Below are 21,979 nucleotides of genomic sequence, written 5' to 3'. Positions count from 1 at the left end.
GTCGAAAGAGTCACACGGGACTACCCCTAACCGTCGACGAATGAGTCAGGGGACGGCGGACTGGCGAGCACAGGTCGACGCCGTCGACGCGGCCCTCGTCGACGGGTGGCAGAGCGGGTTTCCGGTCCGGGAACGGCCCTTCGAGGCGGTCGCCGCGGACGTGGGCGTCGACGAGAGCGAAGCGCTCGACCGGGTCCAGCGGCTCTACGACGAGGGGATATTCCGGCGGTTCGGCCCCGTGTTGAACCCCCCGGTGATCGGTAGTTCGACGCTGGCGGCGGTGCAGGCCCCCGCGGACCAGTTCGACGAGGTCGCCGAGGTCATCAACGGCTACGAGCAGGTCAACCACAACTACGCCCGCGACCACGAGTGGAACATGTGGTTCGTGGTCACGGCCGCCTCGAAGGAACGGCGCGACGCCATCCTCGCCGAAATCGAACGGCGGACCGGCTGCGAGGTGCTCGTCCTGCCGATGCTGACCGACTTCTACATCGATCTCGAGTTCCCGGTCGTCAACGGCGACCGCTTCGCCCGCGAGAGCCTCGCGGAGACCGACGTGGCGGCGACGACTATCAGCGAACGGGCCGCGGCGGACCTGTCGGCGCTGGACCGCAGGGTCCTGCTGGAAGTTCAGGGCGGCTTCCCGCTGACGGCGACTCCCTACCGCGACGTGGCCGAGGCGGTCGGCGCGCCGGTCGACGGGGTGCTGGCGAGTGTCGAGCGGCTGCTCGCCGACGGCTGCATCAAGCGGATCGGCTGCGTCGTCAACCACCTCGTGACCGGGTTCGACGCCAACTGCATGGTCGTCTGGGACGTGCCCGACGACGAACTCGACGACCGCGGCGTCGAGGTCGGGAAACTGCCGTACGTGACGCTGTGTTACCACCGGCCGCGCCGCCCCGACCAGGAGTGGCCGTACAACCTCTTCACGATGATCCACGGACGCGAGCAGGACGCCGTCGACGCGAAGATCGACGAGCTGGCCGCCGAGTACCTGCCGGTCGACCACGAGCGGCTCTACTCGACGGAGACGCTCAAACAGACCGGTGCCCGCTACGAGGACCTGGTCGACGAGTACGACGAGGAGTGACAGCGGCACCCGGAGACACGGCGTCGAGCGCGTTCGACGGTGGGAGAGACCGACCACGAGCGCGTCGGTGTCTACGTCACGAAGTGGGACCCGACGGAAGCTTTTTGCGCCCGCTAGCGTCATATATTTACGTTCGTATGACGGGTCCTGAGCGGGCGGTGGTGCTGATCGTCGACGACGAGCCAGCAGTCGCCGACTCCTACGCCGCACACGTCCGCGACAACTACGACGTGCGGACAGCTTACGGGGGAGAACAGGCGCTCTCGAAGCTCGACGAGGCGGTCGACGTGGTGTTGCTGGACCGGCGGATGCCGGACCTGGTCGGTGACGAGGTGCTGGAGACGGTCCGCGAGCGCGGGCTCGAGTGCCGGGTGGCGATGGTCACGGCGGTCGACGCCGACTTCGACATCGTCGACATGGAGTTCGACGACTACGTCGTCAAACCGGTCACCGGCGAGGAGTTGCTCGACACCGTCGACCGGCTCCTGCGCTGTGCCGACTACGAGCGAGCGCTCCGGGAGTACTACCGAGTGACGCGCACCTGCGTCGCGCTTCGAGCGGCCAAGGGCACAGCGGAGCTGGCCGATAGCGACGAGTTCCGCCGGCTGGAAGACCGCCGAGCCGAGCTGCGCGCCTCGCTGTCGACCGCCGCCGAGAGCCTCGCCGACGACGACTTCGAAGCGCTGTTCCGCGACCTGGAGCAGTAACCCGGCCGGCAGCGACCGCGCCCAGCGACGACGACCGGCTCGCCGCGGTCGTCGTCGGTCGTCACGGGCCGACGCGCCCCCGTGAACAGCGACGTGTCGTCACCGAGCGAGGCGGGTACTGGCCCTTTCGAAAACACTATTCGGGGAAGGTCCTAAGCCGGCGGCAATGACACCACAACTGCCGGACGTCCAGGCGTCGAGCCCGGACGTGACCGTCGGCCTCAACCGCGTCGGCGTCACCGGGGTCGAGAAGCTCGTCGAGATCAGCCGCGAGGAGAAACGACCCTACGTCCTGATGGCCGAGTTCGAGGTGTTCGTCGACCTGCCGTCCTGGCGCAAGGGCGCCGACATGAGCCGCAACATGCAGGTGATCGACGAGACCCTGGAGGAGGCCGTCAGCCAGGGCGACCTGCGCATCGAGGACATCTGCGGCACCGCCGCCGAGCGCCTGCTCGACAAGCACGACTACACTGAGCAGGCGGAGGTCCGCATGGAGGCGGAGTTCGTCACGCGCGAGCAGACGCCCGAGAGCGATCTGCCCACCCAGTCGACCGCCGACGTGATCGCCTCGGCGACGGCCACCGAGGACGGCGACATCCGCGAGGAGATCGGCGCCGAGGTCACGGGGATGACCGTCTGTCCCTGCTCGCAGGGGATGTCAGCCGCCCGCGCCCGCGAGAAGCTGCGCGACCAGGGCGTCGACGACCGCACCATCGAGGAGTTCCTCGAAGAGGTGCCCCAGCCCGGCCACTCCCAACGCGGCCACGCCACGCTGACCGTCGAGAGCGAGGGCGGCCCCGACGTGGACCTGGTCGAGCTGATCGAGGTGGCCCGCGACTCGATGAGCGCACGCATCTACAACCTCGCCAAGCGGCCCGACGAGGACCACATGACCTACCAGTCCCACCTCGACGCGAAGTTCGTCGAGGATTGCGTGCGCGCGATGGCCGAGGGCGTCATCGAGGAGTTCCCCCACCTCGACGACGACGCCGTCGTCCGCATGGAGCAGTCCAACGACGAGTCCATCCACCAGCACAACGCCCACGCCGAACGAGTCGCCGAGGTCGCGACCCTGCGCGGTGAAGTCAACGGCGACGACTGACGACGGCGGAGACCTACCGTCGACGCTCAGGACGCCGTGTCCGCGTCGGCGGCCTCGGCGTTCTCGCGGTAGACGAGCAGGTAAAACAGCGGTAGCGTCACCAGCAGCGAGCCGAAGGTGTTGCGCGGCTGGGCGAAGACGTCCGGCGGCGAGAAGACGGTGCCGACCATCATGGCCGCCAGGAGCGCGAGCAGGACGGTCAGCGCGAGTCGCTCGCGGTCGGCCTGTGGGGTCGTCCGTTCGGGACGGGAGACGACGTACGCGACCAGCGCGGGTGGGAAGACCGCGACGGTCACCGCCGAGCGGACGGGGTGGTCGCCGTCGCGCGCCACGGCGTCGAGGTACACCCAGGCGACGAGCGTGACCCACGTCAGCGCGGGGAACGCCGCCGCCGCGGCCAGCGCTCCGGTCGACTGGAGCGGCGCCGCGACGAACGTGTCGAGCATACCGCCGGGTAGACGACGAGCGGGCCTAAGGGTTGTCGGTCGGCGGCTCACTGCACCGAACCGGTGACGCGCCGAAGATTGAAGCACCGGCCGCGTCGTACGTGGGACATGGGCAAGCGCATCCTCGTCCCGGTCGACGGGTCCGAGCAGGCACACAGGGCGTTCGAGTTCGTCACCGAGGAGTTCGACGACGCGGAGGTGGTCCTGTTGCACGTCATCAACCCTGCGGAAGCCGGCTACAGCGCTCAGGCCTCGATTCCGAGCTTCTCCGAGGAGTGGTACGAGAGCGAACAGGCCGCGGCCGAGGAGCTGTTCGCGGAGATCGCCGCCCTCGCCGACGGCACCGAGCTATCGACCGAACGCGAGACCGAAGTCGGCAAGCCGACCCGCGCGATCGTCGAGTTCGCCGACGAGAACGGGATCGACCAGATCGTCATGGGGAGCCACGGTCGCTCGGGCGTCACCCGGATCCTCCTGGGGAGCGTCGCCGAGGCGGTCGTCCGGCGCTCGCCCGTCCCCGTCACCGTCGTGCGTTAATCCTCGTCGACGTGGCGGACGATGTGCACGTCGTAGCGAGGATCTTCCGAAACCGGTGCGCCGACGCTGGAGACCGGCGTCGAGACGCGCCCTGCGTTCTCGCTGCCGATAAACACGATCTCGGCGTCGACATCCTGAGCGACCGCGCGGATCGTCCGAACCACGTCGGTCGTGACCGACGCGACCGAACTCACGTCCTCGGGGCGCTCACAGCGGATCGTCGCCTCGGGCGCGACGGCGCGGATCGCCACCTCCAGCTCGGCCTCGATCTCGTCGGGATCGTAGCGCTCGTCCGCGTCGATCCAGCCACGCTCGACGGCGAACTCGCGCTCGTCCAGCGGGATCACGATCAGCGCGACGACCTCCTCGTCGGTGAGTTCGGCGAACTCCGTCGCCCGCTCCAGGGCGGCCTCGGCCAGTGCCGACCCGTCGAAGGGCACCAGATACGTCATGTCTGTCGGTGGGGCCGCCCGCGTCTTATAGACGGCGGGCCGCCCGGTGGCTCGGCGGCCAGCGCGGTGGACCGCCGGAGCGAAGGCTCGCACGAATCGACAGACGAAAGGTCCGTCGTCGCCGATACGACCGTATGGCCGAGGACGGACCCGTCGATCCGGCGACCATCGGCGAGCGCGACGCGCCCCCCGTCGAGGAGAAACCGTACAAGATCATCTTCGAGGCGAACAAGTGCTTCGGCGCCGGGAAGTGCGCCGAGGTCTCGGACAACTGGAAGCTGGATCTCTCGACAGGGATCGCCAAACCACGGACGTACTTCATCGACGAGGACGACCTCGACGAGAACGTCCGCGCGGCGGAGATCTGTCCCGCGAAGAAAGACCGCGGCGTCATCCACGTCGTCGACCGCCGCACCGACGAGGAGATCGCGCCCGACCCGAACGGCGACGGCAGCCTCTCGGTCGACTGGTAACGCCGATCGAGTGCGGTTCGAACCTTTTCGCGGCCGAATCCGACGCCGGTCTACCCGTCGGCCGTTTCGACGGGCCCCGATTCGATGTCGAGCACGGCAGCCGTCTCGCGGGTACCCTCCGCGACGACCGCGCGGCCGTCGACGCTCGTCGACGCATTGGACCAGTCGGCAAACGGGGACCCGTCGCCGCCGACCGCGTCCGGGTCCGCCGCGTCGGCCGATCCGAAGACGGCGACGTGGCGCGCCGTCGTGGTCTCGCCGTCGATCGTCAGCGCGGTCCCCTCCGCGAGCGGGTCGCCCTCGCTCACCGTTCCGGACGTTTCTGGCGTTCGAGCGGTCCCGGTCGGCGAATCGGTGTCGGCCGCGGTACCCTCCGGGGTGACCGTGCCGGAGACGAGCGTGGCGTCGCCGAGGCGATCGACCAGGGCCGCCACCGCCTCGGTCGACTCGACGTATCGACTCCCGTCCTCGCCCGCACGCGCCTCGACGACCGCCTCGACGGCCGCTCGCGGCTCGCGCAGGACGGGTCCACGTCCCCCCGAGTTTTCGAACGCCTCGACGACCGTCCCGTCGGCGACGGCGGCGACCCACGGTCCGCGGGCGGCCCCGAGCAGCGTGTACCCCTCGTACTCGCCGACCCGCTCGAAGTCGTTGTCCTCGTACGCCTCGAAGGCCTCGACCGCCGTCGCGTCGTCCAGGTCCGTCTCCAGCACGGAGATCCCTCGGATCGACCGGACGCCCAGCCTGGCATCGGCGGGACCCACGTCGAGCACCGGGTGGACGTGGCCGTCCGCGTACTGGGTCTCGTAGTCCCCGGGCGCGGTGTCGACGGAGTCGGCCACCGTTCGACCGGTCTCGTCCAGGTACGCAGCCACGTCGTCGTACGCGACGGTCCGGAAGGGGTACGTACGCCGGAGCCCCCGGGTGGCTCGGTCGTCGGCCGCCTCGGGGTCGCGCAACACCCGTTCCGGCGCGGGCAACCACGTCGCGTACGCGGGAGGTGCGGACGAATCCCGAGACCTCCCGGACCCGCTCGCCGAACACCCCGAGAACGCCCCGGTGGCGACCGCACCGACCGCTGCGGCACCACCCCGGAGCACTCTTCGTCGTGTCGCGGAGACTCGTTCCATCGCGTCGACATTTCGGGAGGTGCGGTGTAAGCTTTGTCCCGTCGGCGGTAGTTCGACGGGTCGCGACGGGCCGCAGTCCTGCGACTTCGCTCGATCCCGGTCTCGCCTCGCAGCGGCGCCGTCGCCGCCGAACCGACCGGACGTATTTTGTAGCACCCCGTTCAACCGTCGTAGAATGGCGTCGGCGACAGCGGTCGTGGGGATCGCGTACCTGCTGACGGGGGCCGGGCTGCTCGGCCTGTTGCACGAGCCCCTCCGCAGACCCGACAAACCGGCGAGTACAGGTTTCACACTAGCCGTCATCGGGATCTCGCTGTGGCCGCTGACCCTCGGAGTCAACTACTTCATCGCGGGGTTCGCGCCGTCGATGGCGCTGTGGACGCTCCGGCTCTCGGCGGCGTCGATCATCTCGGTCGGCTGGTTCCTCGTCGCCGCGGCGGTGACCGGTCGGCTGTCTCTGTCCCGGACCGTCGCCGCCACGTCCGTCGCGTACGTGCTGATCGAACTCCTGCTGGTGGTCTCGAACGGTACCCACGGGTTGGTCTTCGGCCCGACGACGGCCGTCGACGGGACGATCCCAGTGGTCGCGTACGGCCCGTGGTTCTGGCTCCAGACCGCCGTCAACTACGGGCTGATCGCCGTCGGTACGGGACTGCTCGTCGTCGAGTGGTCCCGGTCGAGCGGCCTCAGGCGCCGCCAGACCGCCGTCCTCTCGGTGGCGGTGGTTCCACCGGTGGCCGCGAACGTCGTGACCCTGTTCGGAGGGGTTCCGACCGTCCACGACCTGACGCCGTTCGGCCTCGTCGGGAGCGGCCTCCTGCTGTCGTGGGCGCTGTACCGCGCCGAGTTCCTCGACGTCGTGCCCGTCGCCCGCCAGGCGGCGATGGCGGAGATGCAGGACGCCGTCGTGACGCTGGACGACGAGGACCGGGTCGTCGACTGCAACCGCGCCGCCCGCGCGCAGTTCGACATCCCGCGCTCGTACGCCGGTGACTCCGTCGGGACGTACTTCCCGTCGCTCGCCGAGGTGGCCGACGGCGGACGGTCGGCGACCGACGGTGGACCGTTCGGCCCGGAGGTCGTCACCCGTCCCGTCGACGGCGAGTCGCACTCGTTCTCGGTATCGGTCTCGCCCGTCGTCGAAGGTGGCCGGACCGTCGCCCGGGTGGTCGTCCTCCGCGACATCACGCCGATCAAGCGGCGCGAGGGCGAACTCGAGGAACGCGAGGCCGAGCTGGAACTGCTCAGGCAGATCCTCTCGCGGGTGCTCCGGCACAATATCCGCAACAAGCTGACGACGATCCGCGGCAACGCGGACCTGCTCGCCGAGGAGGCCGCGGGCGACGACGCCGCCAGAGTCGACCGCATCGTCGACGCCAGCGACGAGCTGATCGCCCTCAGCGAGAAGGCGCGGACGATCGAGGGCCTCGTCGACCGGACCGACGAGACCGCGACCTACGACCTGCGCGTCGTCGCCGAGCGGGTGGTCGCCCGCGTCCGCGACCGGAACCCCCACGCCGCCTACGCCGTCGACGGCCCCGAGACCTGCACCGTCACCACCGGCGAGGGCGTCGAATCGGCCGTCGAGTGCCTCGTCGAGAACGCCGTCGAACACAACGACGCCGCCGAACCGACCGTCCGGGTCACCGTCGGCTGCGCCGCCGACGGCTCGACGGTGCGCGTCAGCGACGACGGCCCCGGCATCTCCGAGCACGAACGGGCGGTCCTCCGACGCAGGGAGGAGACCCCGCTCGCCCACGGCAGCGGTATCGGCCTCTGGATCGTCTCCTGGGTCGCCGACTGCTGCGAGGCCGACCTCTCCTTCGACGTCGACGACGAGGGCAGCACCGTGACGCTCCGGTTCCCCGACGCCAGTTGAGTCGGCGGTGAACTGGACTCGCCGTTGCTCACTACGGTCTGCGAGTGTATCAGTTGTTTCTGTTCGACCAGTCGTGAAACGAAGTCGATCGGATGCGACCGCGCTCGACAGCAAGCGACGAAAGCCCTCGACGCGCTCGCCTTGAAACGGATGCGACCGCGCTCGACAGCAAGCGACGAAAGCCCTCGCCGCGCTCGCCTTGAAACGGATCGACCTCACGCGACGGCAAGCGACGAAAGCCCTCGACGCGCTCGCCTTGAAACGGATCGACCTCACGCGACAGCAAGCGACGAAAGCCCTCGACGCGCTCGCCTTGAAACGGATCGACCTCACACGACAGCAAGCGACGAAAGCCCTCGACGCGCTCGGCTTGAAACGGATCGACCTCACACGACAGCAAGCGACGAAAGCCCTCGACGCGCTCGCGGTCGCTGAGCGGGATATCCGCGCTCTCCGCACCACCCGCGCGGATAGTGCCCGCTCAGGCGACTCAGGGCGCGAGCGCGCCTCGCCCTTTCAATCCGCCAGGGGCCCCAACCGCTCCGCACAGCACCGTAGACAGCCACACACCTCCCCAGCCGATTGCGCTCCGCGCGCCTGCGGCGTGCGGTGCTCATCCCTCGCGCGGCTGTTTCGAGCGGTCCGCCAAGAGGCGGACACGCCCGACAGCACGCGCCACCGCAACCGCCGACCGCTCACTCCATCACCTGTACTGAGCATGCGCCGAGCGAAGCGAGGCGTTTCACCGGTCGCGAACGTAGTGAGCGACCGGCCTTTTTCACCCATGTTTTTGGCCGGGGGGGTCGCCTGTGGCGACCCCCCGGCGAAAAAGATGGTTAGAAAATATTGGCCTGCTCGTACACCGAGATGCCGTCCATCGTGATCTCGTAGGGTTTGGTCTCCCGGGAGTGGTTGGCGTTGCGTATCTTCTGTATTTCGACGGCCAGCCTGGTCTCCTGGGTCTCCGAGCGGACGTACCGCAGGAGGAGGACGGCGTCGGTGAGGTACTCGATGATGCCGTGGCGGGAGGCGTAGGGGTTGTCCTCGTTGGCCTCGCTGGTGAGGACGGTGGTGACGCCGGCCTCCTTGAGACTCTGGGTGAAGTCGAACACCTCGGTGCGGCGGCTAGAGACGTCGTCGTACATCATCTCCAGCAGCGAGACGGAGTCTAGGACGAACCGGTCGGCGTCGAAGTCCTCGATGAGTTCGGGGAGCTCGCCGCGGATGTTGTCGAGGCTGTTGGCCATCTCCACGGGGTCCAGATCGATGACTGCGAGGTTACCCTCCGCCTCGTGGCGCTCGAACTCCCAGCCCCGTTCCTCGGCGGTGGCCATGATGTCCTCGTAGGTCTGTTCGAGAGTGATGAAGACGCCGCGGTCGGTGTCCTCCTTCTCCAGGCCGTGCTGGAGGAACTGGAGGCCGAAGGTCGTCTTGCCGGTACCGGCGCCGCCGACGATGACGATGAGGTGACGGAGCGGGATGCCGCCCTGAACCATGTTGTCGAGGCCCTCGATACCGAGGTCGAGTCGGGGAATGTTCGACTCGAAGTCCTCGTCCTCGAAGTCGGCGTCGCCGCCGCCGACACCGCCCATGGCGTCCGCGAAGTCGTCGTCGAAGAGCCCGTCGTCGGTGTCACCGCCGAACGCGTCGCCGCTACCGCTGTCGCCGAACGCGTTGTCCTCGTCGGTCCCCACGTCGCCGAACGGGCTGTCCCCGCCGGTATCGGCGAACCCGTCGTCGTCGGCGCCGCCGAACGCGTCGGCCCCACTCGAATCGTCGAATGCGCCTGGGCCGCCGGAATCGGCGACCCCGCTCTCGCCGCCGAAAGGCTCGCTGTCGTCGGACTCGTCGAACTGCGCGTCGGTCTCGGCGTCGTCGAACGCGTCCTCAGCCGTCGCTTCGGAGCCGTCGTCGGCCGCGGTCGACGCTTCCGACTCTTCGTCACCGAGGGCGTCCTCGAACCAGTCGTCGTCCGCGTCGTCGCTCATCCGTTCGCCTCCCCGGACTCCGGGGTACTCATGGGCGGAGATGAGTCTGGTCCGGTATTAAACTTGCCCGCCAGCTATCGGAGTTGATTCGAGCGGCCGACCACACCGCGGCCGGCGGACGCCGAAGGGGTCGTTTATTGCGGAGGAACGCGAATCGGAGGCCAATGCGAGTCGGAATCGTGGGCCAGCGCGGTAACCGCCGCGCCGCTGGGATCGTCGCGGACCTCTACGAACGGCTGGCCGGGATGGGCGTGGCCGTCGCCGTCGACGAGGAGTCCGCCGACGAGCCCGCCGCCTGGCCGAGCGGCCACCCCGATCCGGCGGAGCTGGGCGTCCCGGTCGACGAGCTGGCCGACTGCGACCTGGTGGTGAGCATCGGCGGCGACGGCACGTTCCTGTTCGCCGCCCGCGCCGCCGGGGCGACGCCGATCATGGGTGTCAACCTCGGCGAGGTGGGCTTTCTCAACGCCGTCCCGCCCGAAGAGGCCGTCGACGCCGTCGCCGACGAAGTCGAACAGTACCAGACTCACGGCGCCATCGAGACCCGCGATATGCCGCGGGTCGAGGCTAGCGGCGACGGCTGGTCGCTGCCGCCGGCGCTCAACGAGGTGGTCGTGCAGGGTCCACGGCGGGGCCACGGCGGCGGCGCGGCCGTCGAGGTGCGCGTCGACGGGTCGCTGTACACGAGCGGGCACGCCGACGGCGTGCTCGTGGCGACGCCGACCGGTTCGACCGCCTACAACCTCAGCGAGGGCGGTCCGCTGGTCCACCCGGGGGTGTCGACGCTCGTACTCACCGAGATGTCCGGCGAGGAGTCGATGCCGCCGCTGGCGGTCGACGCCGACAGCACGGTTACCGTCCGGATCGACGACGCCGACGGCGGGTTCGTCGTCAGCGACGGCCGCGCACGGCAGGAACTGGGCGTCCCCGCGCAGGTGACCCTGGAACGCGCGGCGCGACCGGTGCGGATCGCCGGGCCGCCGCTGGACTTCTTCGCCGCGCTCGGCAAGATCGAGTGACGGCGTCGCGGCTCGACGGTGTGGCACGGTGCGCGTAGAGAATCGGTGGGAACGAGCGAGACGGCTACTTCTGTGCGGTCGTGTAGAGGACGGGAGAGACGACCAACAGGACGAGGCCGATTATCTTGTACTGGATGATGCTGTTGAGGAGGCTCAACTCCTGTGGTGTGTACATACTCGCGGGGCTCAGGAGGAACAGGGCGCCGAACGCGATGAGGTGCAGCGTCAGCAGTTTCCGCGAGCGCTGGGTCGCCACGGCGAACAGTCCCAGGACGAACCCGACGATGAGCGCGTCGCCGAAGTTCACCTTCAGCAGGAACCCGTCGACCAGCTGGAGCGGGATCGGGAGCATTCTTGTCTCGAAACTGGCCCTGAGACAATCTTTAAACTTCCGTTCCCGCCGCGGGAGCCGGTGGAACGCCGCCCCGGCCTCGCGAGGCTCTCCGGTAGCGGCGCGGTCACCGACCGGTGTCGTACTTGTAGGTCGCCTCGTCGGGGTCGATACCGAAGTCCTCGGGCCCCTCCTCGGGTTCCTCGTCGTCCGGAGCGGCCGCTGCGCCCTTGAACGCCTCCCGGAGGCGGTCGGGCACGTGGAATCGTTCGGGGTCGATCCGCATCGGGATCGCCTCGGGCGCGACGCCCTCGCGTTTCTCGCCGAGGCGCTCGCGGAGGCGCTCGGGGAGCCGGGACTCTTCGATTGCGTCGAAGCCGAACTGCGCGAGGTAGTCGGGCTCGTCGGTCAGCGAGTAGACGACTTCGAACCCCTCGTCGGCGGCCGTACGGACGAGTCGCTCGACGACGTGCGCGCCGACGCCCTGCCCGCGCCAGCCGTCGAGGACGCCGATACTCGTCAGTTCGCACACCTCGCCGTCGTCGGTCTTGTGGACGCGGTAGCGGCCGAAGCCGGCCTTGACGTTGTCCACCTCGTCGACGGCGATCACGTAGTCGCGCGAACGGAACGCTGTCTCGTCTAACCCCATCGCCTCGATGTGGTCCAGCAGCCAGGCCTCGTCGCGGTTCTTGGCGTCCCGAACGTACATACCGTACTCTCGGACGGCCACGCGAAAAGAAGTTGCGGGCGATCGGGGACGTCGTATCACGGTGACCCGACGGTGCTCGACGGGACTCGACGGGGCCGGTCGTCGACGGTCGTTCACGATCGACCGGGCAACTACTTTGGGTTCGCCGGGCGAACTCCCGGTATGGCGTCCGACTCACTCGGAGATATCGACGAGGTGGTCCACCGGCCGAGCCGGGAGTTCGTCGAGTCGACCAACGTCTGGGAGTTCATGCAGACCTACGACATCGGCGACTACGAGGAGCTGATCGCCCGGACGACGGAGGCCGACCCCGGCGAGCCCGCCTCGGGCGTCGACTGGTTCTGGGACACGATGACCGACTACCTCGACGTGGACTTCTTCGAGCCCTACGACCGGGTACGCGACGATAGCGACGGCCCCCAGTTCACGGACTGGTACCCCGGTGGGACGACCAATATCGCTCACAACACCCTCGACCGGCACGCGGCCCGGGACGTGGAGACCCGGAACGAGGTAGCCTGCATCTGGGAAGGCGAGCCCGTCGGGCCCGACGGCGAGGCCACCGAGATCCGGGAGCTCACCTTCCACGAGCTCCACCGTCAGTCGAACCGGGTGGCGAACTACCTCGACGCGCGCGGTGTCGGCGTCGGCGACACCGTCGGACTGTACATGCCGATGGTCCCCGAGGTCGTCTCGATCCTCTACGGCTGTTTCAAGGTCGGGGCGATCGCCGTCCCGATCTTCTCGGGGTTCGGCGTCGACGCGACGGCGACCCGCATCGACGACGCCGAGCCGTCGGTGCTGTTCACCGGCGACGGCTTCTACCGCCGCGGCAGCGAGGTGCGCCTGAAGCCCACCGCCGACGAGGCCGTCGCGGCGGCCGGCCACGTCGAAGACGTCGTCGTCTACGACCGGCTGGGAACCCGCGCCGGCGGCGGCGCCGAACGCGAGTCCGCGGCCGGGAGCCACCACGACGTCCCCTGGACCGAGGGCCGCGACCGCTGGTGGACCGACGCGGTCGGGACCCGGAGCGACGAGTTCGAGACGCGCGAGCTCGACGCGAGCCGGGAGTCGATGCTGCTGTACTCGTCGGGGACCACCGGCGAGCCGAAGGGGATCGTCCACACACACGCGGGCGTGAACGTCCAGTGCGCCAAGGAACTGCACTTCGGGTTCGACCTGAAACCGGCCGACCGCTTTTTCTGGGTGTCCGACATCGGCTGGATGATGGGTCCGTGGACGCTGGTCGGCAACCACCACTTCGGCAACACCGTCTTCGTGTACGAGGGCGCGCCGGACTACCCCGAACCCGACCGCTACTGGGCGATGATCGACCGCCACGACATCACCCAGTTTGGCATCTCGCCGACGGCGATCCGCGCGCTGCGCGAGCACGGGGACGAGTGGCCGGAGGGCCACGACCTCTCCAGCCTGCGCGTCCTCGGCTCGACCGGCGAGCCGTGGGACCCCGAGTCCTGGCTGTGGTTCTACGAGCACGTCGGCGGCGGCGAGGCACCGATCGTCAATATCTCCGGCGGCACGGAGATCTGCGGCTGTTTCCTCATGCCCATGCCCGTCCAGGACCTGAAACCCTGCACGCTCGGTGGCCCAGGTCTCGGGATGGACGTCGACATCGTCGACGAGCACGGCCAGAGTATCGCCGAGACGGGCGATCGCGGGTATCTCGTCGCCCGCGACTCCTGTCCGTCGATGACGAAGTCGCTGTGGTCGGGTGACGAGCGCTATCTCGAGGAGTACTGGTCGACCTGGCCGGACCTGTGGGACCACGGCGACTGGGCTCAGAAGGACGGAGACGGCTTCTGGTTCCTCCACGGCCGGGCCGACGACGCGCTGAACGTCGCCGGGCGGAAGGTCGGCCCGGCGGAGGTCGAGGGCGCCGCCATCGAACACGAGGCCGTCAACCGGGCCGCGGCCGTCGGCGTCCCCGACGACACCACCGGGACGGCGGTCGTCCTCTACGTCGTCGTCGAGGACGGCGTCGCGGAGTCCGACGAACTGCGCGCCGAGGTCCGTGAGCTCGTCGGGTCGAAGCTGGGAAAGCCGTTCCGTCCGCGCGAGGTGCTGTTCGTCGACGAGTTCCCCAAGACCCAGAGCGGGAAGATCGTCCGCCGCGCAGTGCGAGGGACCTACACCGGCGACGACCCCGGCGACCTGTCCTCCGTCGAGAACCCCGAGGTACTCGACGAGGTCGCCGACGCACGATAGGAGTCGAACCGGTCGTGGGTCGGTCTGGGTGAACATATCAACCCACCCCTTTTCCGCGGGTCCGGACGTTTCGAGACACATGGCAACGAACGACACGCACGACCGGCTCGCGGTCGGCCCGATCACCGACGACGACCTGCTGTTCGTCGACGACGACCGGTTCGCAGCTGGGAACGTCGCCGTCGTGACCGGCGCCGGGTCGGGTATCGGCCGAGCGACGGCGCTCGCGCTGGCCGCCAACGGACTCACCGTCGCCGCGACCGACGTGGACGAGGGCGGCCTCGCCGGGACGGGCGAGGAGGCCGACCGGCTCGGCGTCGCCGGGCGCGTCGAGTCGATCGTCGCCGACCTGACCGACGACGACGATATCGAGCGGATCGTCGACGAAGCGGCCGAGCTCGGGGCGGTCCGCTATCTCGCCAATATCGCGGGACTACAGCACATCGACGCCATCGAGGAGTTCCCGATAGACCGCTACGACGAGATGCACGACGTGATGCTCCGGGCGCCGCTCTACCTCTCGAAGCTCGTCGTCGGCCGGATTCGCGAGACGGACGACGGGGCGGGCGTCGTCGGCAACATGGCCTCGGTCCACGGCCGCTACGTCACCGCCGACAAGGTGGGGTACAACGTCTCGAAGTTCGGACTTCGCGGACTCACCCAGTCCATCGCGGCGGAGGGCGGCGACGGCCTGCGCGCCTTCTCCGTCTCGACGGGCTACGTGAAGACGCCGCTGGTGACCGACCAGATCCCCGACACGGCCGACCAGCGCGGCATCTCGGTCGACGAGGTGATCGACGACGTGATGCTCGGCCAGTCCCGCGTCTCTGAGCTCATGGACCCCGTCGACGTGGCGAACCTCTTCGTCTTCGGCTTCACGGCTCACGGAAGCCACCTCAACGGCGGCGACCTGCTGTTCGACGGCGGCACGACCCTCACCTACGAGTGAGCGGTCGACCGGACGACGACGGCGCGGGAGCCGACGCGCGACTGGGTCAGTCCCGGTCGAGGACGGCGTTGCAGTTCGGGCAGTTCGTGCGGTCGGGTTCGGCGGCGTAGGTCTCCCCGCAGATGGGGCAGAACTCGTTTTTCACCGCCGTTCCGCCGCTCCCGGCGTCGGCACCGGGGGCTTCGGCGTCCTCCGGCGGTGAGAACACGCGCGTCTGCCCCGCGGGCTCGACGGAGTCCCCGCTCGAGTCGGCCGACCCGGACGCGTCGCTCGTCGGATCGTCGGCCGTCGACGCGGTATCGGCGGACGAGCCGCCGGACGACGCGTCGGCGGCGTCGGTCGATCGCGATCCCCCGCCGGACGACGCGCCGCCGGATTCGCTCCCGGAGCCACCCCCGGAGGCCGTGCCCATCGCGAGGCGGTCGCTCGTGCCGGGCTGGACGACCTGCGGGTAGCGCTGGCCGGCGCGGATCGCCGAACGGGGCACGTTCGGCCGTCTGATCCGGACGAGCAGGCTGGCGAACAACTGGAGCCAGACGTACGCGAGCGCGAGCGTGGCCGGCGCCGCGACCGCGGCGAGCGGGAGCAGCGGCGCCGTGAATCCGGCACGGCTCACCTCGCCGAACACTACGTCGCTCACGCCGTATCGCACCGTTGCCGCCTCGACCAGCGCGGTCTGGCCGCCCAGCGATGCGGCCCGCGAGACGGTCGCGGTCGTCGCGACGACGGCGGAGGCGAACACGAGCGCCTGAAGCAAGCGCGGCACCGAGAAGGAGTACACCCGGTAGCCGTAGGCGACGGTCCGGACGAGCAGGAGCGTGTTCGCGACCGCCAGCAGCGCGAGCACGTCCCACGTGGCGACGCCGCGGGCCGCGCCGACCGCGACGGCGACGCCCAGCAGAACGAGCGGCGGGACCAGCGCCACCAGCGGCCGGTCGAAGCGGTAACACTGCTCGACGTTCCCCCGCAGGTTCGTGAGCTTGCCGACGACGTAGCGGACGGCGACGGCCGACGGGACGAGCACCCAGAGGACGGCGAACGTCACCGCGAGCCCCGCGGCTTCGGTCGACCAGGGGTCGACGGTGTAGGCGCCGACAGCGAGGTCGGCGATCTGCGAGACGGCGACGCCGGTCCCGGCCAGCCAGATGAGGTAGCCCGCGGCCCCGGCGAGGAGTCCGAGGAACAGCCACCGCTCCTCGTCTGCGAGAAGGCGGACGGACCTGCCGAGTTCACGGCGCGTGTCTCTGGTATCCATGCTCGCTCGTCGGGCCGAGCCGCGGGGTCAGGGGGCCTGGACGCGCAGCGTCGCGACGCCGGAGAGTTCGATCCGGTCGCCCGGCGAGACGGGGGCCCGCTCGCCCTCGTCGAGCGACTCGCCGTCGACGACCGTCGGGTTCTGCCCGAGCGCGACGAGGTAGAACTGCCCGTCCTCACGGACGAACCGCACGTGTTCGCGGTGGATGCGCACCGCGTCGTCCTCGTCGCCGCCCGTGTTCATCACGATACTCCGGACGGTTCGACCGACCGTATCCCCGTCCCACACTTGAACTTCGCGGTTACGCACGACCAGCACCAGCGACTCCGGCCCTTCGGCCGCCGAATCCCCGTCGGCCGCCGCCGCTGCGTCCGCGTCCGCACCGTGTGGCCGCTCCACCGAACGGTCGTCGCTCGCGGTATCGGCGCCACCAGCCGACGCGGCGCCGTCGTCGTCGGCCTCGTCGGCGGCACTCGCGTCGCCGCCCGACCGGTACGCGTCGAGGTCCTCGCCACACGAGGCACAGAAGTTGTCCTCCGCGTCGACCTCGCTCTCGCAGGCCGGACACGTCGTCAGCGGTCCCGGCTCCAGCGTCGAGACGTCCTCGCCGCAGTTGGCGCAGAAGTTGTCCTCGGCACCGACCGATTCGCCACAGCCCGGACAGGAAAGGTCGGACGTCTCGTCGGCGTCGACGTCGGCCTCGGTTTCGGCCGCTCGCTCGTTCGTCTCGGCCGCCGGTTCGCCGTCCACCGCGGGAGCGGATCCCTCGTCGGCCGCCCCGGTGTCGGTCGATTCCGATCGGTCACCGTCCAGGGCGTCGGCCGCCCCGGTGTCGGTCGATTCCGATCGGTCACCGTCCAGGGCGTCGGCCGCGTCACCGTCCGGGGCGGCGACTGCGGCACCAGCCTCGGCGGCCGCGACGCCGTCGGCCGCGTCCTCCGGGTCGGCCTTAGCCGCCGTCGGTCCCGTGCCGGTTGCCCCCTCGTCTGGGTCGTCGGTCTCGGCCTCGTGGTCGACCGTACTCCCGTCGACGTCACTGTCGTGGGACGCGCCGGCCACGTCGGCCGGCTCCCCGTCCGCTCCGTCGACTTCGGCGTCCGGGATCGGATCGTCCGCCGAACCGGTCCCGGCAGCGTCGACCTCCTCGTCGGTCTCTCCGGCGTCGGCCGCGGCGTCCCTCTCGGGTACGGCCGCTTCGTGTTGCCACTCCCCGCAGTCGGAGTTCGTACACCAGCCCCCCGCGGCGGTCGGGTCGAAGTCTTCCCCACAGAGGGGGCATTCGACCGTCCCGCTCGTGCTGTGCGACATAGCTGTCGGCATATGCAGGCCGGTCATCAAAACAGTTGCCCCGTCGTGTCGGTGCGACGGACTGTCGAGAACCGCGCGACCGCGGGCGACCGCGCCGACCCCGTCGGCCGCGCCACCGCCTCAGTCGTGTTCGACGAGCGTCTCGCCGCTCGCGGGTCACTTCGTTCCCCGCTCCCGATCCCGAGACGCTCATTGCACCCGCGTCTCGCTGCTCACGGGTCGCTCGGCTCCCGATCCCGAGACGCTCATTGCACCCGCGTCTCGCGGTCCTCCACCGACTTGCGAGCGCCGGCCGCCCGGGCGGGCGGGTCCTCGGGCGTCGGCGGGAGCGTCCCGTCGTGCAGGAGGACCGTCGAGCAGTTGTCCTTGCCGCCGCGGTCGTTGGCCAGCCCGACCAGCCGCTCGGCCGCGTCGGCCAGTGACTCGGCCGACAGCACCGCCTCGCGGATCTCTCCGTCGGTGACCGCGCGGTCGCGGACCACGGCCGCCATCTCGTCGTCCCGGCCGGCGTCGACGTACCACTCGTAGAGCTTCGCCGCCTCGGTCTGGGCGTCCAACAGCCCGTCACTCGTAACGAGCAGCACGTCCTCGCGGTAGAGCGGAACCGTCGCCGTCTCCACGTCGACGGTCGTCGTCTCGGGGTCCGCGCGGCCGCTCCCGCCGAGTGCCCGCGTGATCTCGTTGCCTCGCGGGTGGACCAGCGCCTCTACGTCGTCGATCTCGCCGGCGTCGCGCAGCCGCTGGACGACCGCGTGGTCCGTGGTCAGCGGCAGGATCTCGTCGCGGGCGGCGTTGACGATGTACGCCCGGGAGTCGCCGACCCAGCCGTAGTGACAGCGGCCGCCGACGCAGACGCCGGCGACGACGGTGGCGTGGGCCTGCTCGCCGGCGGCGGCGGCGTATTCGAGGACCTCTCGGTGGGCCGCGACGACCGCCTCGGCGACCGCCGATTCGAGGTCCGCGTCCCGCGGCGGGGCCGAGAGCGGCTCGTCGACGGCCACGTCGAACCCGGCGGGCTCGCTGCGCGCGGCCGAAACGGCCGTACCCGCGAGGTGCTCGCAGACGGCCGTCGTCGCGATGTAGGAGGCGGCGTCGCCGGCGTCGTGGCCGCCGGCGCCGTCGGCGAGCGCGAACACCGCCGCGCTCCGGTTGTCCGGGTCGGGGCTCGGTTCGGTGGCGCGCTCGGCCTCCCCGTCGGCGGCGGCCTCGTCGGACTGTGGGTCGGCGTCGCCGTCCGGTCCCGCGGGTCGCGCGCTCCCATCGCTCCCATCGCCGTCCGAATCGCCCGTTTCGTCACCGTCGGGCTCGTCGCGGTCGTAGCCGCGGAAGCCCGCGCGGTGGCCCTGTTCGAACACGGAGACCGCGACGCTGTCCTCGTTGATCCCCCCGTCGCGCTTGCGGTCCCCCACGTCGTAGTGCGTTGCGTAGTCCATGGTTATGCCGTACTGAACTCGAAGGTGACGCCGTAACTCGGGTGGACGAGCGCGACCAGGTCGCCCTCGCGCAGCCCGTACAGCTCCGGCGGCACGTTCCCCTCCGCGTCGGTCGCGTCCTCCCCCGACTGCTCCAGGCGCTCGCGACCGGCCTCGCTGAGCACGCGCTGCCAGCCGCCGCCGGTCTGGACGTACGTCCCGTTGAGGCTTCGGTCGCGGATGAACCACTCGCCGTCGGCGTCGGTGTCGAACTGCACCTGCACGGTCGAGATGTACTCCTCCTCGTCCTCGATCACGACCGACGACCGGGGGCCCTCGGCGTAGCGCCGGCCGATGGTGTCGCCCGGATAGATCGTGTAGCGCTCGCCGGCCTGCGTGTACCGGACCGTCGCCGACGGCGGCGGACTTGGGTCGCGCGCTTCGAGGACCCGCTTCATCGCCGTCGCGTTTCGGTAGCGGTCCTCGTAGTCGGTCGCGGTGGCCTTCTCGACGATCTCGGCGAGGTAGGGCTCGCACTCGGCGCCGAAGTCGCGCGGGTCGACGCCGTCCTTTCGCGGGACCGTCCCCTTCAGCAGGTAGAGGAGGATCTTCCCGACGGAGTAGACGTCCGACCACGGCCCCTGGCGCATCTCGGTCGCGTCGGCCTCGGCGACCTCACGGGGCTTGTACGGGCCGACGATGGTGGTCTGGTCGGCGGCCTCGGCGCCCGTGTCGAAGCCCGTCGCCGTGTTGAAGTCGATGAGCACCGGCGTCACCGTTCCCCCACGATGTGTGATCATCACGTTGTCCGGCTTCAGGTCGCGGTAGACGATCTCGTTCTCGTGGAGGAAGCTCATCGCGTCACAGAGAGCGATCCCGATCTGGCGGACCTCGTCGATGTCGTCGAGCGGGCCCGTCCGCCGGATGGCGTCGTCGAGCTCGTAGCCGTCGACGAGTTCCACGACGAGGACCGACGTACCGTCCTCGTCCTCGGTGACCTGCCGCAGCGACATGACGTTGGGGTGGCCACCGGCCGCCCGGATCGCCGCCAGCGTCTCTGCCTCCTTCTGGAAGTAGGTCCGGACGATGTCGCGGTCGTTCTGGCTGCCCTCGTAGTTGGGATACTTGAGCGCGACGGCCTCGCCGGTCTCGGTGTCGACGGCGTCGAACACCTTGGCGAACCCACCTTCGCCGACCACCTCGCCGAGTTCGTAGCGGCCGACGACCAGGTCGCCCCGGGTGGGCGCGGCCGTCATTCGATTCGGGAGTCGTCGACGATCCTGGTGGCGTTCTCGCGCTCGTTGCGTCCGCCCTCGCTGACGAGCCGGGTCTGGCGTTGGGCCTCCTCGACGACGGCCGTGTCCTCGCCGTGGATCCGGGTCATCTTCTCGACTTCCGTCTCGGCGGCCGCGACGTTGCCCTTCCCGAGTTCCGTCCGGACGACCGTCTGGCGGTGGTCGAGCGACACCGCCTCGTTGTGTGCCGCCAGTTCGGCGCTATCGTCGGTGTACTCGGCGACGATCGGCTCGCTCGCCCGTTCGCCCGACGCCGTGAGCGTCACATCGACCAGCGAGTGCTCGCCGAGGCTCTCGCGTGTGGGCGCGTGTACTTTTAGCACGACGCGCTGGTCCTCCCGCTCGGCCAGGTCGGGCAGCGGAACCGTCGCGGTGTTGCCCGCCCAGTTCACGTCGACCTCCTGGGCCTGCGGGAGCGCGCGGTACACCTCGCTGACCTCGACGCCGGCGGCGGCGTCGAGTTCGAGGCTCGCCTCCGTGGCGACGACGGACTGGGCCTGCTCGACGGCCTCGCCGAAGAAGGACTCGATGTCGCCGGGCGAGTCGAGGTGGGTCCACTCGCCGCGGGCGGTCGTGCCGAGCGTGCGGATGGTCTCTTCCTCGTAGTCGGTGCCGATGCCCGCCGAGAGGATGCGGATGCCCGAGCCGTCGATGTCCCGCGCGAGATCGCGGAAGTCCGCGGGATCGTGGTTGTTGTCCTTGCCGTCGGACAGCAACAGGACTCGGCGGACGGCGTCGTCGGTCTCCGGGCGGTACCCCAGCGAGTCCAGCGCGGTCCGGGCCGAGTCGAGGCCGTCGTACATGTCGGTTCCCCCGCCAGCGCCCAGCTGTTCGACGCGATGCATGGCATCCTCGCGGGCCGTGTCGCCCCATCGCTGGGGACGCATGACGACCTCCGCGTCGGAGTCGAACGCGACGATGCCGACGTAATCGTCGGGTTCGAGGAGGCCGAACACCCACGAGGCGCCCTCCCGCGCCTGGTCGAGTTTCGCCCCGTCCATCGAGCCGCTCGTGTCCAGACAGAGGAGGATGTGCCGTTCGCTGGACCCGCTCCCCGTCCCCGGTTCGACGTCGACCGTCGCCGTCAGCGTCGCCCCGTCGGCGGGCACGTACGGCCGGTTGACGTCGGTCTCGATTGCTACCATCGTTCGCCCTCTCGCTCTCGTCCCGTATGTGTTTTTCTCCCGTCGGGTCCGCTCCACTCCTCGATCGCACAGTCGCCACTCGCCGATCGATAGCGTTCACCTGCCGATCCGGTAGTCCCCGCTCGCCGATCCGACGGCCTCAGGCGAACAGTCCCTGGATCACGTCGCCGAAGCGTATCAGCACGACACCGCCGACGAGCATCGCCAGCAGCCAGAGGAGCGTGATGAGCACGCTCCGGCGCATGAACGGATCATCGATCCACGTTGCCATACCACACAGTCGGTCACGGGGGCTGAAAAAGTCTCGCGTCGATCCGCCACTCAGGGCCGAACTCGCTCAACCCGTCGACGGAGGACCCGCCCTCGATCCACTCACCGTCGGAAACCGCACTTTGCGTCGGAAACTACGCTTTGTGTCGCAAACTACGCTTTGCATTACAAAGTACAATTTCCACGCAAACTTTATTGGCTTGGAAACTAGTTTTCGGATCGAGGCATGCCCGAACTGGTCCCCGTTCCGATCGAG

The 21,979-nt window shown here is 69.6% G+C and carries 22 protein-coding genes; 9 read left to right on the top strand and 13 right to left on the bottom strand.

Features of this window, described 5'->3' with window-relative positions; all coding sequences use genetic code 11:
- Positions 1-40: 40 nt before the first annotated feature.
- From ahbB to mptA, 3 genes are all read left to right on the top strand, one after another.
- Positions 41-1,090 carry a siroheme decarboxylase subunit beta gene (gene ahbB / locus I7X12_RS15710; RefSeq protein WP_198060990.1) on the top strand — a complete coding sequence of 350 codons (1,050 nt, stop codon included), beginning with the start codon at positions 41-43 and terminating at the stop codon, positions 1,088-1,090.
- Positions 1,091-1,227: 137 nt separating this feature from the next.
- Positions 1,228-1,797: a response regulator gene (locus I7X12_RS15705; protein WP_198060989.1), complete on the top strand. Its 570-nt coding sequence runs from the start codon at positions 1,228-1,230 to the stop codon at positions 1,795-1,797.
- 166 nt (positions 1,798-1,963) lie between these two features.
- Positions 1,964-2,899 carry a GTP cyclohydrolase MptA gene (gene mptA, locus I7X12_RS15700; protein ID WP_198060988.1) on the top strand — a complete coding sequence of 312 codons (936 nt, stop codon included), beginning with the start codon at positions 1,964-1,966 and terminating at the stop codon, positions 2,897-2,899.
- 26 nt (positions 2,900-2,925) lie between these two features.
- On the opposite strand, the gene I7X12_RS15695 is transcribed toward mptA, so the two are convergent.
- Positions 2,926-3,345, bottom strand: a complete 420-nt coding sequence (locus tag I7X12_RS15695; protein WP_198060987.1) for a hypothetical protein — start codon at positions 3,343-3,345, stop codon at positions 2,926-2,928.
- A 108-nt stretch (positions 3,346-3,453) separates the two neighbouring features.
- Between I7X12_RS15695 and I7X12_RS15690 the strand changes: the two genes are divergently transcribed.
- Complete coding sequence (locus tag I7X12_RS15690) at positions 3,454-3,882, top strand: universal stress protein (RefSeq protein ID WP_198060986.1); 429 nt, start codon at positions 3,454-3,456, stop codon at positions 3,880-3,882.
- On the opposite strand, the gene I7X12_RS15685 is transcribed toward I7X12_RS15690, so the two are convergent.
- Positions 3,879-4,334 (bottom strand): universal stress protein, encoded by a 456-nt coding sequence (locus I7X12_RS15685; protein WP_198060985.1) that lies wholly within the window; start codon positions 4,332-4,334, stop codon positions 3,879-3,881. The two genes, I7X12_RS15690 and I7X12_RS15685, sit on opposite strands and share 4 nt — an antisense overlap.
- A 134-nt stretch (positions 4,335-4,468) precedes the next feature.
- Between I7X12_RS15685 and I7X12_RS15680 the strand changes: the two genes are divergently transcribed.
- Positions 4,469-4,807 carry a ferredoxin gene (locus I7X12_RS15680; protein WP_198060984.1) on the top strand — a complete coding sequence of 113 codons (339 nt, stop codon included), beginning with the start codon at positions 4,469-4,471 and terminating at the stop codon, positions 4,805-4,807.
- Positions 4,808-4,857: 50 nt separating this feature from the next.
- On the opposite strand, the gene I7X12_RS15675 is transcribed toward I7X12_RS15680, so the two are convergent.
- Entirely contained in the window at positions 4,858-5,787 is a 930-nt protein-coding gene (locus I7X12_RS15675; protein WP_198060983.1) for a hypothetical protein, read from the bottom strand.
- A gap of 325 nt (positions 5,788-6,112) precedes the next feature.
- On the opposite strand from I7X12_RS15675, the gene I7X12_RS15670 reads away from it, so the two are divergent.
- Positions 6,113-7,816 (top strand): sensor histidine kinase, encoded by a 1,704-nt coding sequence (locus I7X12_RS15670; RefSeq protein WP_198060982.1) that lies wholly within the window; start codon positions 6,113-6,115, stop codon positions 7,814-7,816.
- A gap of 49 nt (positions 7,817-7,865) precedes the next feature.
- On the opposite strand, the gene I7X12_RS15665 is transcribed toward I7X12_RS15670, so the two are convergent.
- Positions 7,866-8,216, bottom strand: a complete 351-nt coding sequence (locus I7X12_RS15665) for a hypothetical protein (protein ID WP_198060981.1) — start codon at positions 8,214-8,216, stop codon at positions 7,866-7,868.
- Between the two features lie 436 nt (positions 8,217-8,652).
- Positions 8,653-9,804, bottom strand: a complete 1,152-nt coding sequence (locus I7X12_RS15660) for a KaiC domain-containing protein (protein WP_198060980.1) — start codon at positions 9,802-9,804, stop codon at positions 8,653-8,655.
- A gap of 164 nt (positions 9,805-9,968) precedes the next feature.
- On the opposite strand from I7X12_RS15660, the gene I7X12_RS15655 reads away from it, so the two are divergent.
- Positions 9,969-10,823, top strand: coding sequence for an NAD(+)/NADH kinase (locus I7X12_RS15655; protein ID WP_198060979.1), 855 nt, complete (start codon positions 9,969-9,971; stop codon positions 10,821-10,823).
- 64 nt (positions 10,824-10,887) lie between these two features.
- Here I7X12_RS15655 and I7X12_RS15650 read toward each other — a convergent pair whose 3' ends face one another.
- The gene (locus I7X12_RS15650) at positions 10,888-11,175 is read right to left on the bottom strand and encodes a hypothetical protein (protein ID WP_198060978.1); all 288 of its coding nucleotides are present in this window, start codon (positions 11,173-11,175) and stop codon (positions 10,888-10,890) included.
- Between the two features lie 106 nt (positions 11,176-11,281).
- Entirely contained in the window at positions 11,282-11,863 is a 582-nt protein-coding gene (locus tag I7X12_RS15645) for a GNAT family N-acetyltransferase (protein ID WP_198060977.1), read from the bottom strand.
- Positions 11,864-12,025: 162 nt separating this feature from the next.
- Here I7X12_RS15645 and I7X12_RS15640 point away from each other — a divergent pair, with 162 nt between their 5' ends.
- Both I7X12_RS15640 and I7X12_RS15635 read left to right on the top strand, forming a co-directional pair.
- Positions 12,026-14,089, top strand: coding sequence for an AMP-binding protein (locus I7X12_RS15640; RefSeq protein WP_198060976.1), 2,064 nt, complete (start codon positions 12,026-12,028; stop codon positions 14,087-14,089).
- 79 nt (positions 14,090-14,168) lie between these two features.
- Positions 14,169-15,038, top strand: coding sequence for an SDR family NAD(P)-dependent oxidoreductase (locus tag I7X12_RS15635; protein ID WP_198060975.1), 870 nt, complete (start codon positions 14,169-14,171; stop codon positions 15,036-15,038).
- A 46-nt stretch (positions 15,039-15,084) separates the two neighbouring features.
- Here the strand turns inward: I7X12_RS15635 and I7X12_RS15630 are convergent, their stop codons facing one another.
- The 6 genes from I7X12_RS15630 to I7X12_RS20725 form a co-directional block, all read right to left on the bottom strand.
- Positions 15,085-16,293, bottom strand: coding sequence for a hypothetical protein (locus tag I7X12_RS15630; RefSeq protein ID WP_198060974.1), 1,209 nt, complete (start codon positions 16,291-16,293; stop codon positions 15,085-15,087).
- A gap of 27 nt (positions 16,294-16,320) precedes the next feature.
- On the bottom strand, positions 16,321-17,601 hold the full coding sequence (locus I7X12_RS15625) for a double zinc ribbon domain-containing protein (protein WP_198060973.1): 1,281 nt from the start codon (positions 17,599-17,601) through the stop codon (positions 16,321-16,323).
- 245 nt (positions 17,602-17,846) lie between these two features.
- Positions 17,847-19,034, bottom strand: a complete 1,188-nt coding sequence (locus tag I7X12_RS15620; RefSeq protein WP_198060972.1) for a PP2C family protein-serine/threonine phosphatase — start codon at positions 19,032-19,034, stop codon at positions 17,847-17,849.
- Between the two features lie 2 nt (positions 19,035-19,036).
- Positions 19,037-20,269 carry a serine/threonine protein kinase gene (locus I7X12_RS15615; protein ID WP_198060971.1) on the bottom strand — a complete coding sequence of 411 codons (1,233 nt, stop codon included), beginning with the start codon at positions 20,267-20,269 and terminating at the stop codon, positions 19,037-19,039.
- Entirely contained in the window at positions 20,266-21,453 is a 1,188-nt protein-coding gene (locus I7X12_RS15610; RefSeq protein WP_198060970.1) for a vWA domain-containing protein, read from the bottom strand. The genes I7X12_RS15615 and I7X12_RS15610 overlap by 4 nt, the downstream gene beginning before the upstream one ends.
- Positions 21,454-21,592: 139 nt before the next feature.
- Positions 21,593-21,724, bottom strand: coding sequence for a hypothetical protein (locus tag I7X12_RS20725; protein ID WP_269750328.1), 132 nt, complete (start codon positions 21,722-21,724; stop codon positions 21,593-21,595).
- Between the last annotated feature and the right edge of the window lie 255 nt (positions 21,725-21,979).

It is taken from the genome of Halosimplex litoreum (genome assembly GCF_016065055.1).
GTDB lineage: Archaea > Halobacteriota > Halobacteria > Halobacteriales > Haloarculaceae > Halosimplex > Halosimplex litoreum.
This window is presented reverse-complemented; position numbering and strand designations above follow the sequence as displayed.

What these genes read in the sequence shown, in the direction of transcription:
- ahbB (WP_198060990.1), top strand. Translation starts at nt 41, where the DNA reads ATGAGTCAGGGGACGGCGGACTGGCGAGCACAGGTCGACGCCGTCGAC.
- I7X12_RS15705 (WP_198060989.1), top strand. Translation starts at nt 1,228, where the DNA reads ATGACGGGTCCTGAGCGGGCGGTGGTGCTGATCGTCGACGACGAGCCA.
- mptA (WP_198060988.1), top strand. Translation starts at nt 1,964, where the DNA reads ATGACACCACAACTGCCGGACGTCCAGGCGTCGAGCCCGGACGTGACC.
- I7X12_RS15695 (WP_198060987.1), bottom strand. Translation starts at nt 3,345, where the DNA reads ATGCTCGACACGTTCGTCGCGGCGCCGCTCCAGTCGACCGGAGCGCTG.
- I7X12_RS15690 (WP_198060986.1), top strand. Translation starts at nt 3,454, where the DNA reads ATGGGCAAGCGCATCCTCGTCCCGGTCGACGGGTCCGAGCAGGCACAC.
- I7X12_RS15685 (WP_198060985.1), bottom strand. Translation starts at nt 4,334, where the DNA reads ATGACGTATCTGGTGCCCTTCGACGGGTCGGCACTGGCCGAGGCCGCC.
- I7X12_RS15680 (WP_198060984.1), top strand. Translation starts at nt 4,469, where the DNA reads ATGGCCGAGGACGGACCCGTCGATCCGGCGACCATCGGCGAGCGCGAC.
- I7X12_RS15670 (WP_198060982.1), top strand. Translation starts at nt 6,113, where the DNA reads ATGGCGTCGGCGACAGCGGTCGTGGGGATCGCGTACCTGCTGACGGGG.
- I7X12_RS15660 (WP_198060980.1), bottom strand. Translation starts at nt 9,804, where the DNA reads ATGAGCGACGACGCGGACGACGACTGGTTCGAGGACGCCCTCGGTGAC.
- I7X12_RS15655 (WP_198060979.1), top strand. Translation starts at nt 9,969, where the DNA reads ATGCGAGTCGGAATCGTGGGCCAGCGCGGTAACCGCCGCGCCGCTGGG.
- I7X12_RS15650 (WP_198060978.1), bottom strand. Translation starts at nt 11,175, where the DNA reads ATGCTCCCGATCCCGCTCCAGCTGGTCGACGGGTTCCTGCTGAAGGTG.
- I7X12_RS15645 (WP_198060977.1), bottom strand. Translation starts at nt 11,863, where the DNA reads ATGTACGTTCGGGACGCCAAGAACCGCGACGAGGCCTGGCTGCTGGAC.
- I7X12_RS15640 (WP_198060976.1), top strand. Translation starts at nt 12,026, where the DNA reads ATGGCGTCCGACTCACTCGGAGATATCGACGAGGTGGTCCACCGGCCG.
- I7X12_RS15635 (WP_198060975.1), top strand. Translation starts at nt 14,169, where the DNA reads ATGGCAACGAACGACACGCACGACCGGCTCGCGGTCGGCCCGATCACC.
- I7X12_RS15630 (WP_198060974.1), bottom strand. Translation starts at nt 16,293, where the DNA reads ATGGATACCAGAGACACGCGCCGTGAACTCGGCAGGTCCGTCCGCCTT.
- I7X12_RS15625 (WP_198060973.1), bottom strand. Translation starts at nt 17,601, where the DNA reads ATGTCGCACAGCACGAGCGGGACGGTCGAATGCCCCCTCTGTGGGGAA.
- I7X12_RS15620 (WP_198060972.1), bottom strand. Translation starts at nt 19,034, where the DNA reads ATGGACTACGCAACGCACTACGACGTGGGGGACCGCAAGCGCGACGGG.
- I7X12_RS15615 (WP_198060971.1), bottom strand. Translation starts at nt 20,269, where the DNA reads ATGACGGCCGCGCCCACCCGGGGCGACCTGGTCGTCGGCCGCTACGAA.
- I7X12_RS15610 (WP_198060970.1), bottom strand. Translation starts at nt 21,453, where the DNA reads ATGGTAGCAATCGAGACCGACGTCAACCGGCCGTACGTGCCCGCCGAC.
- I7X12_RS20725 (WP_269750328.1), bottom strand. Translation starts at nt 21,724, where the DNA reads ATGGCAACGTGGATCGATGATCCGTTCATGCGCCGGAGCGTGCTCATC.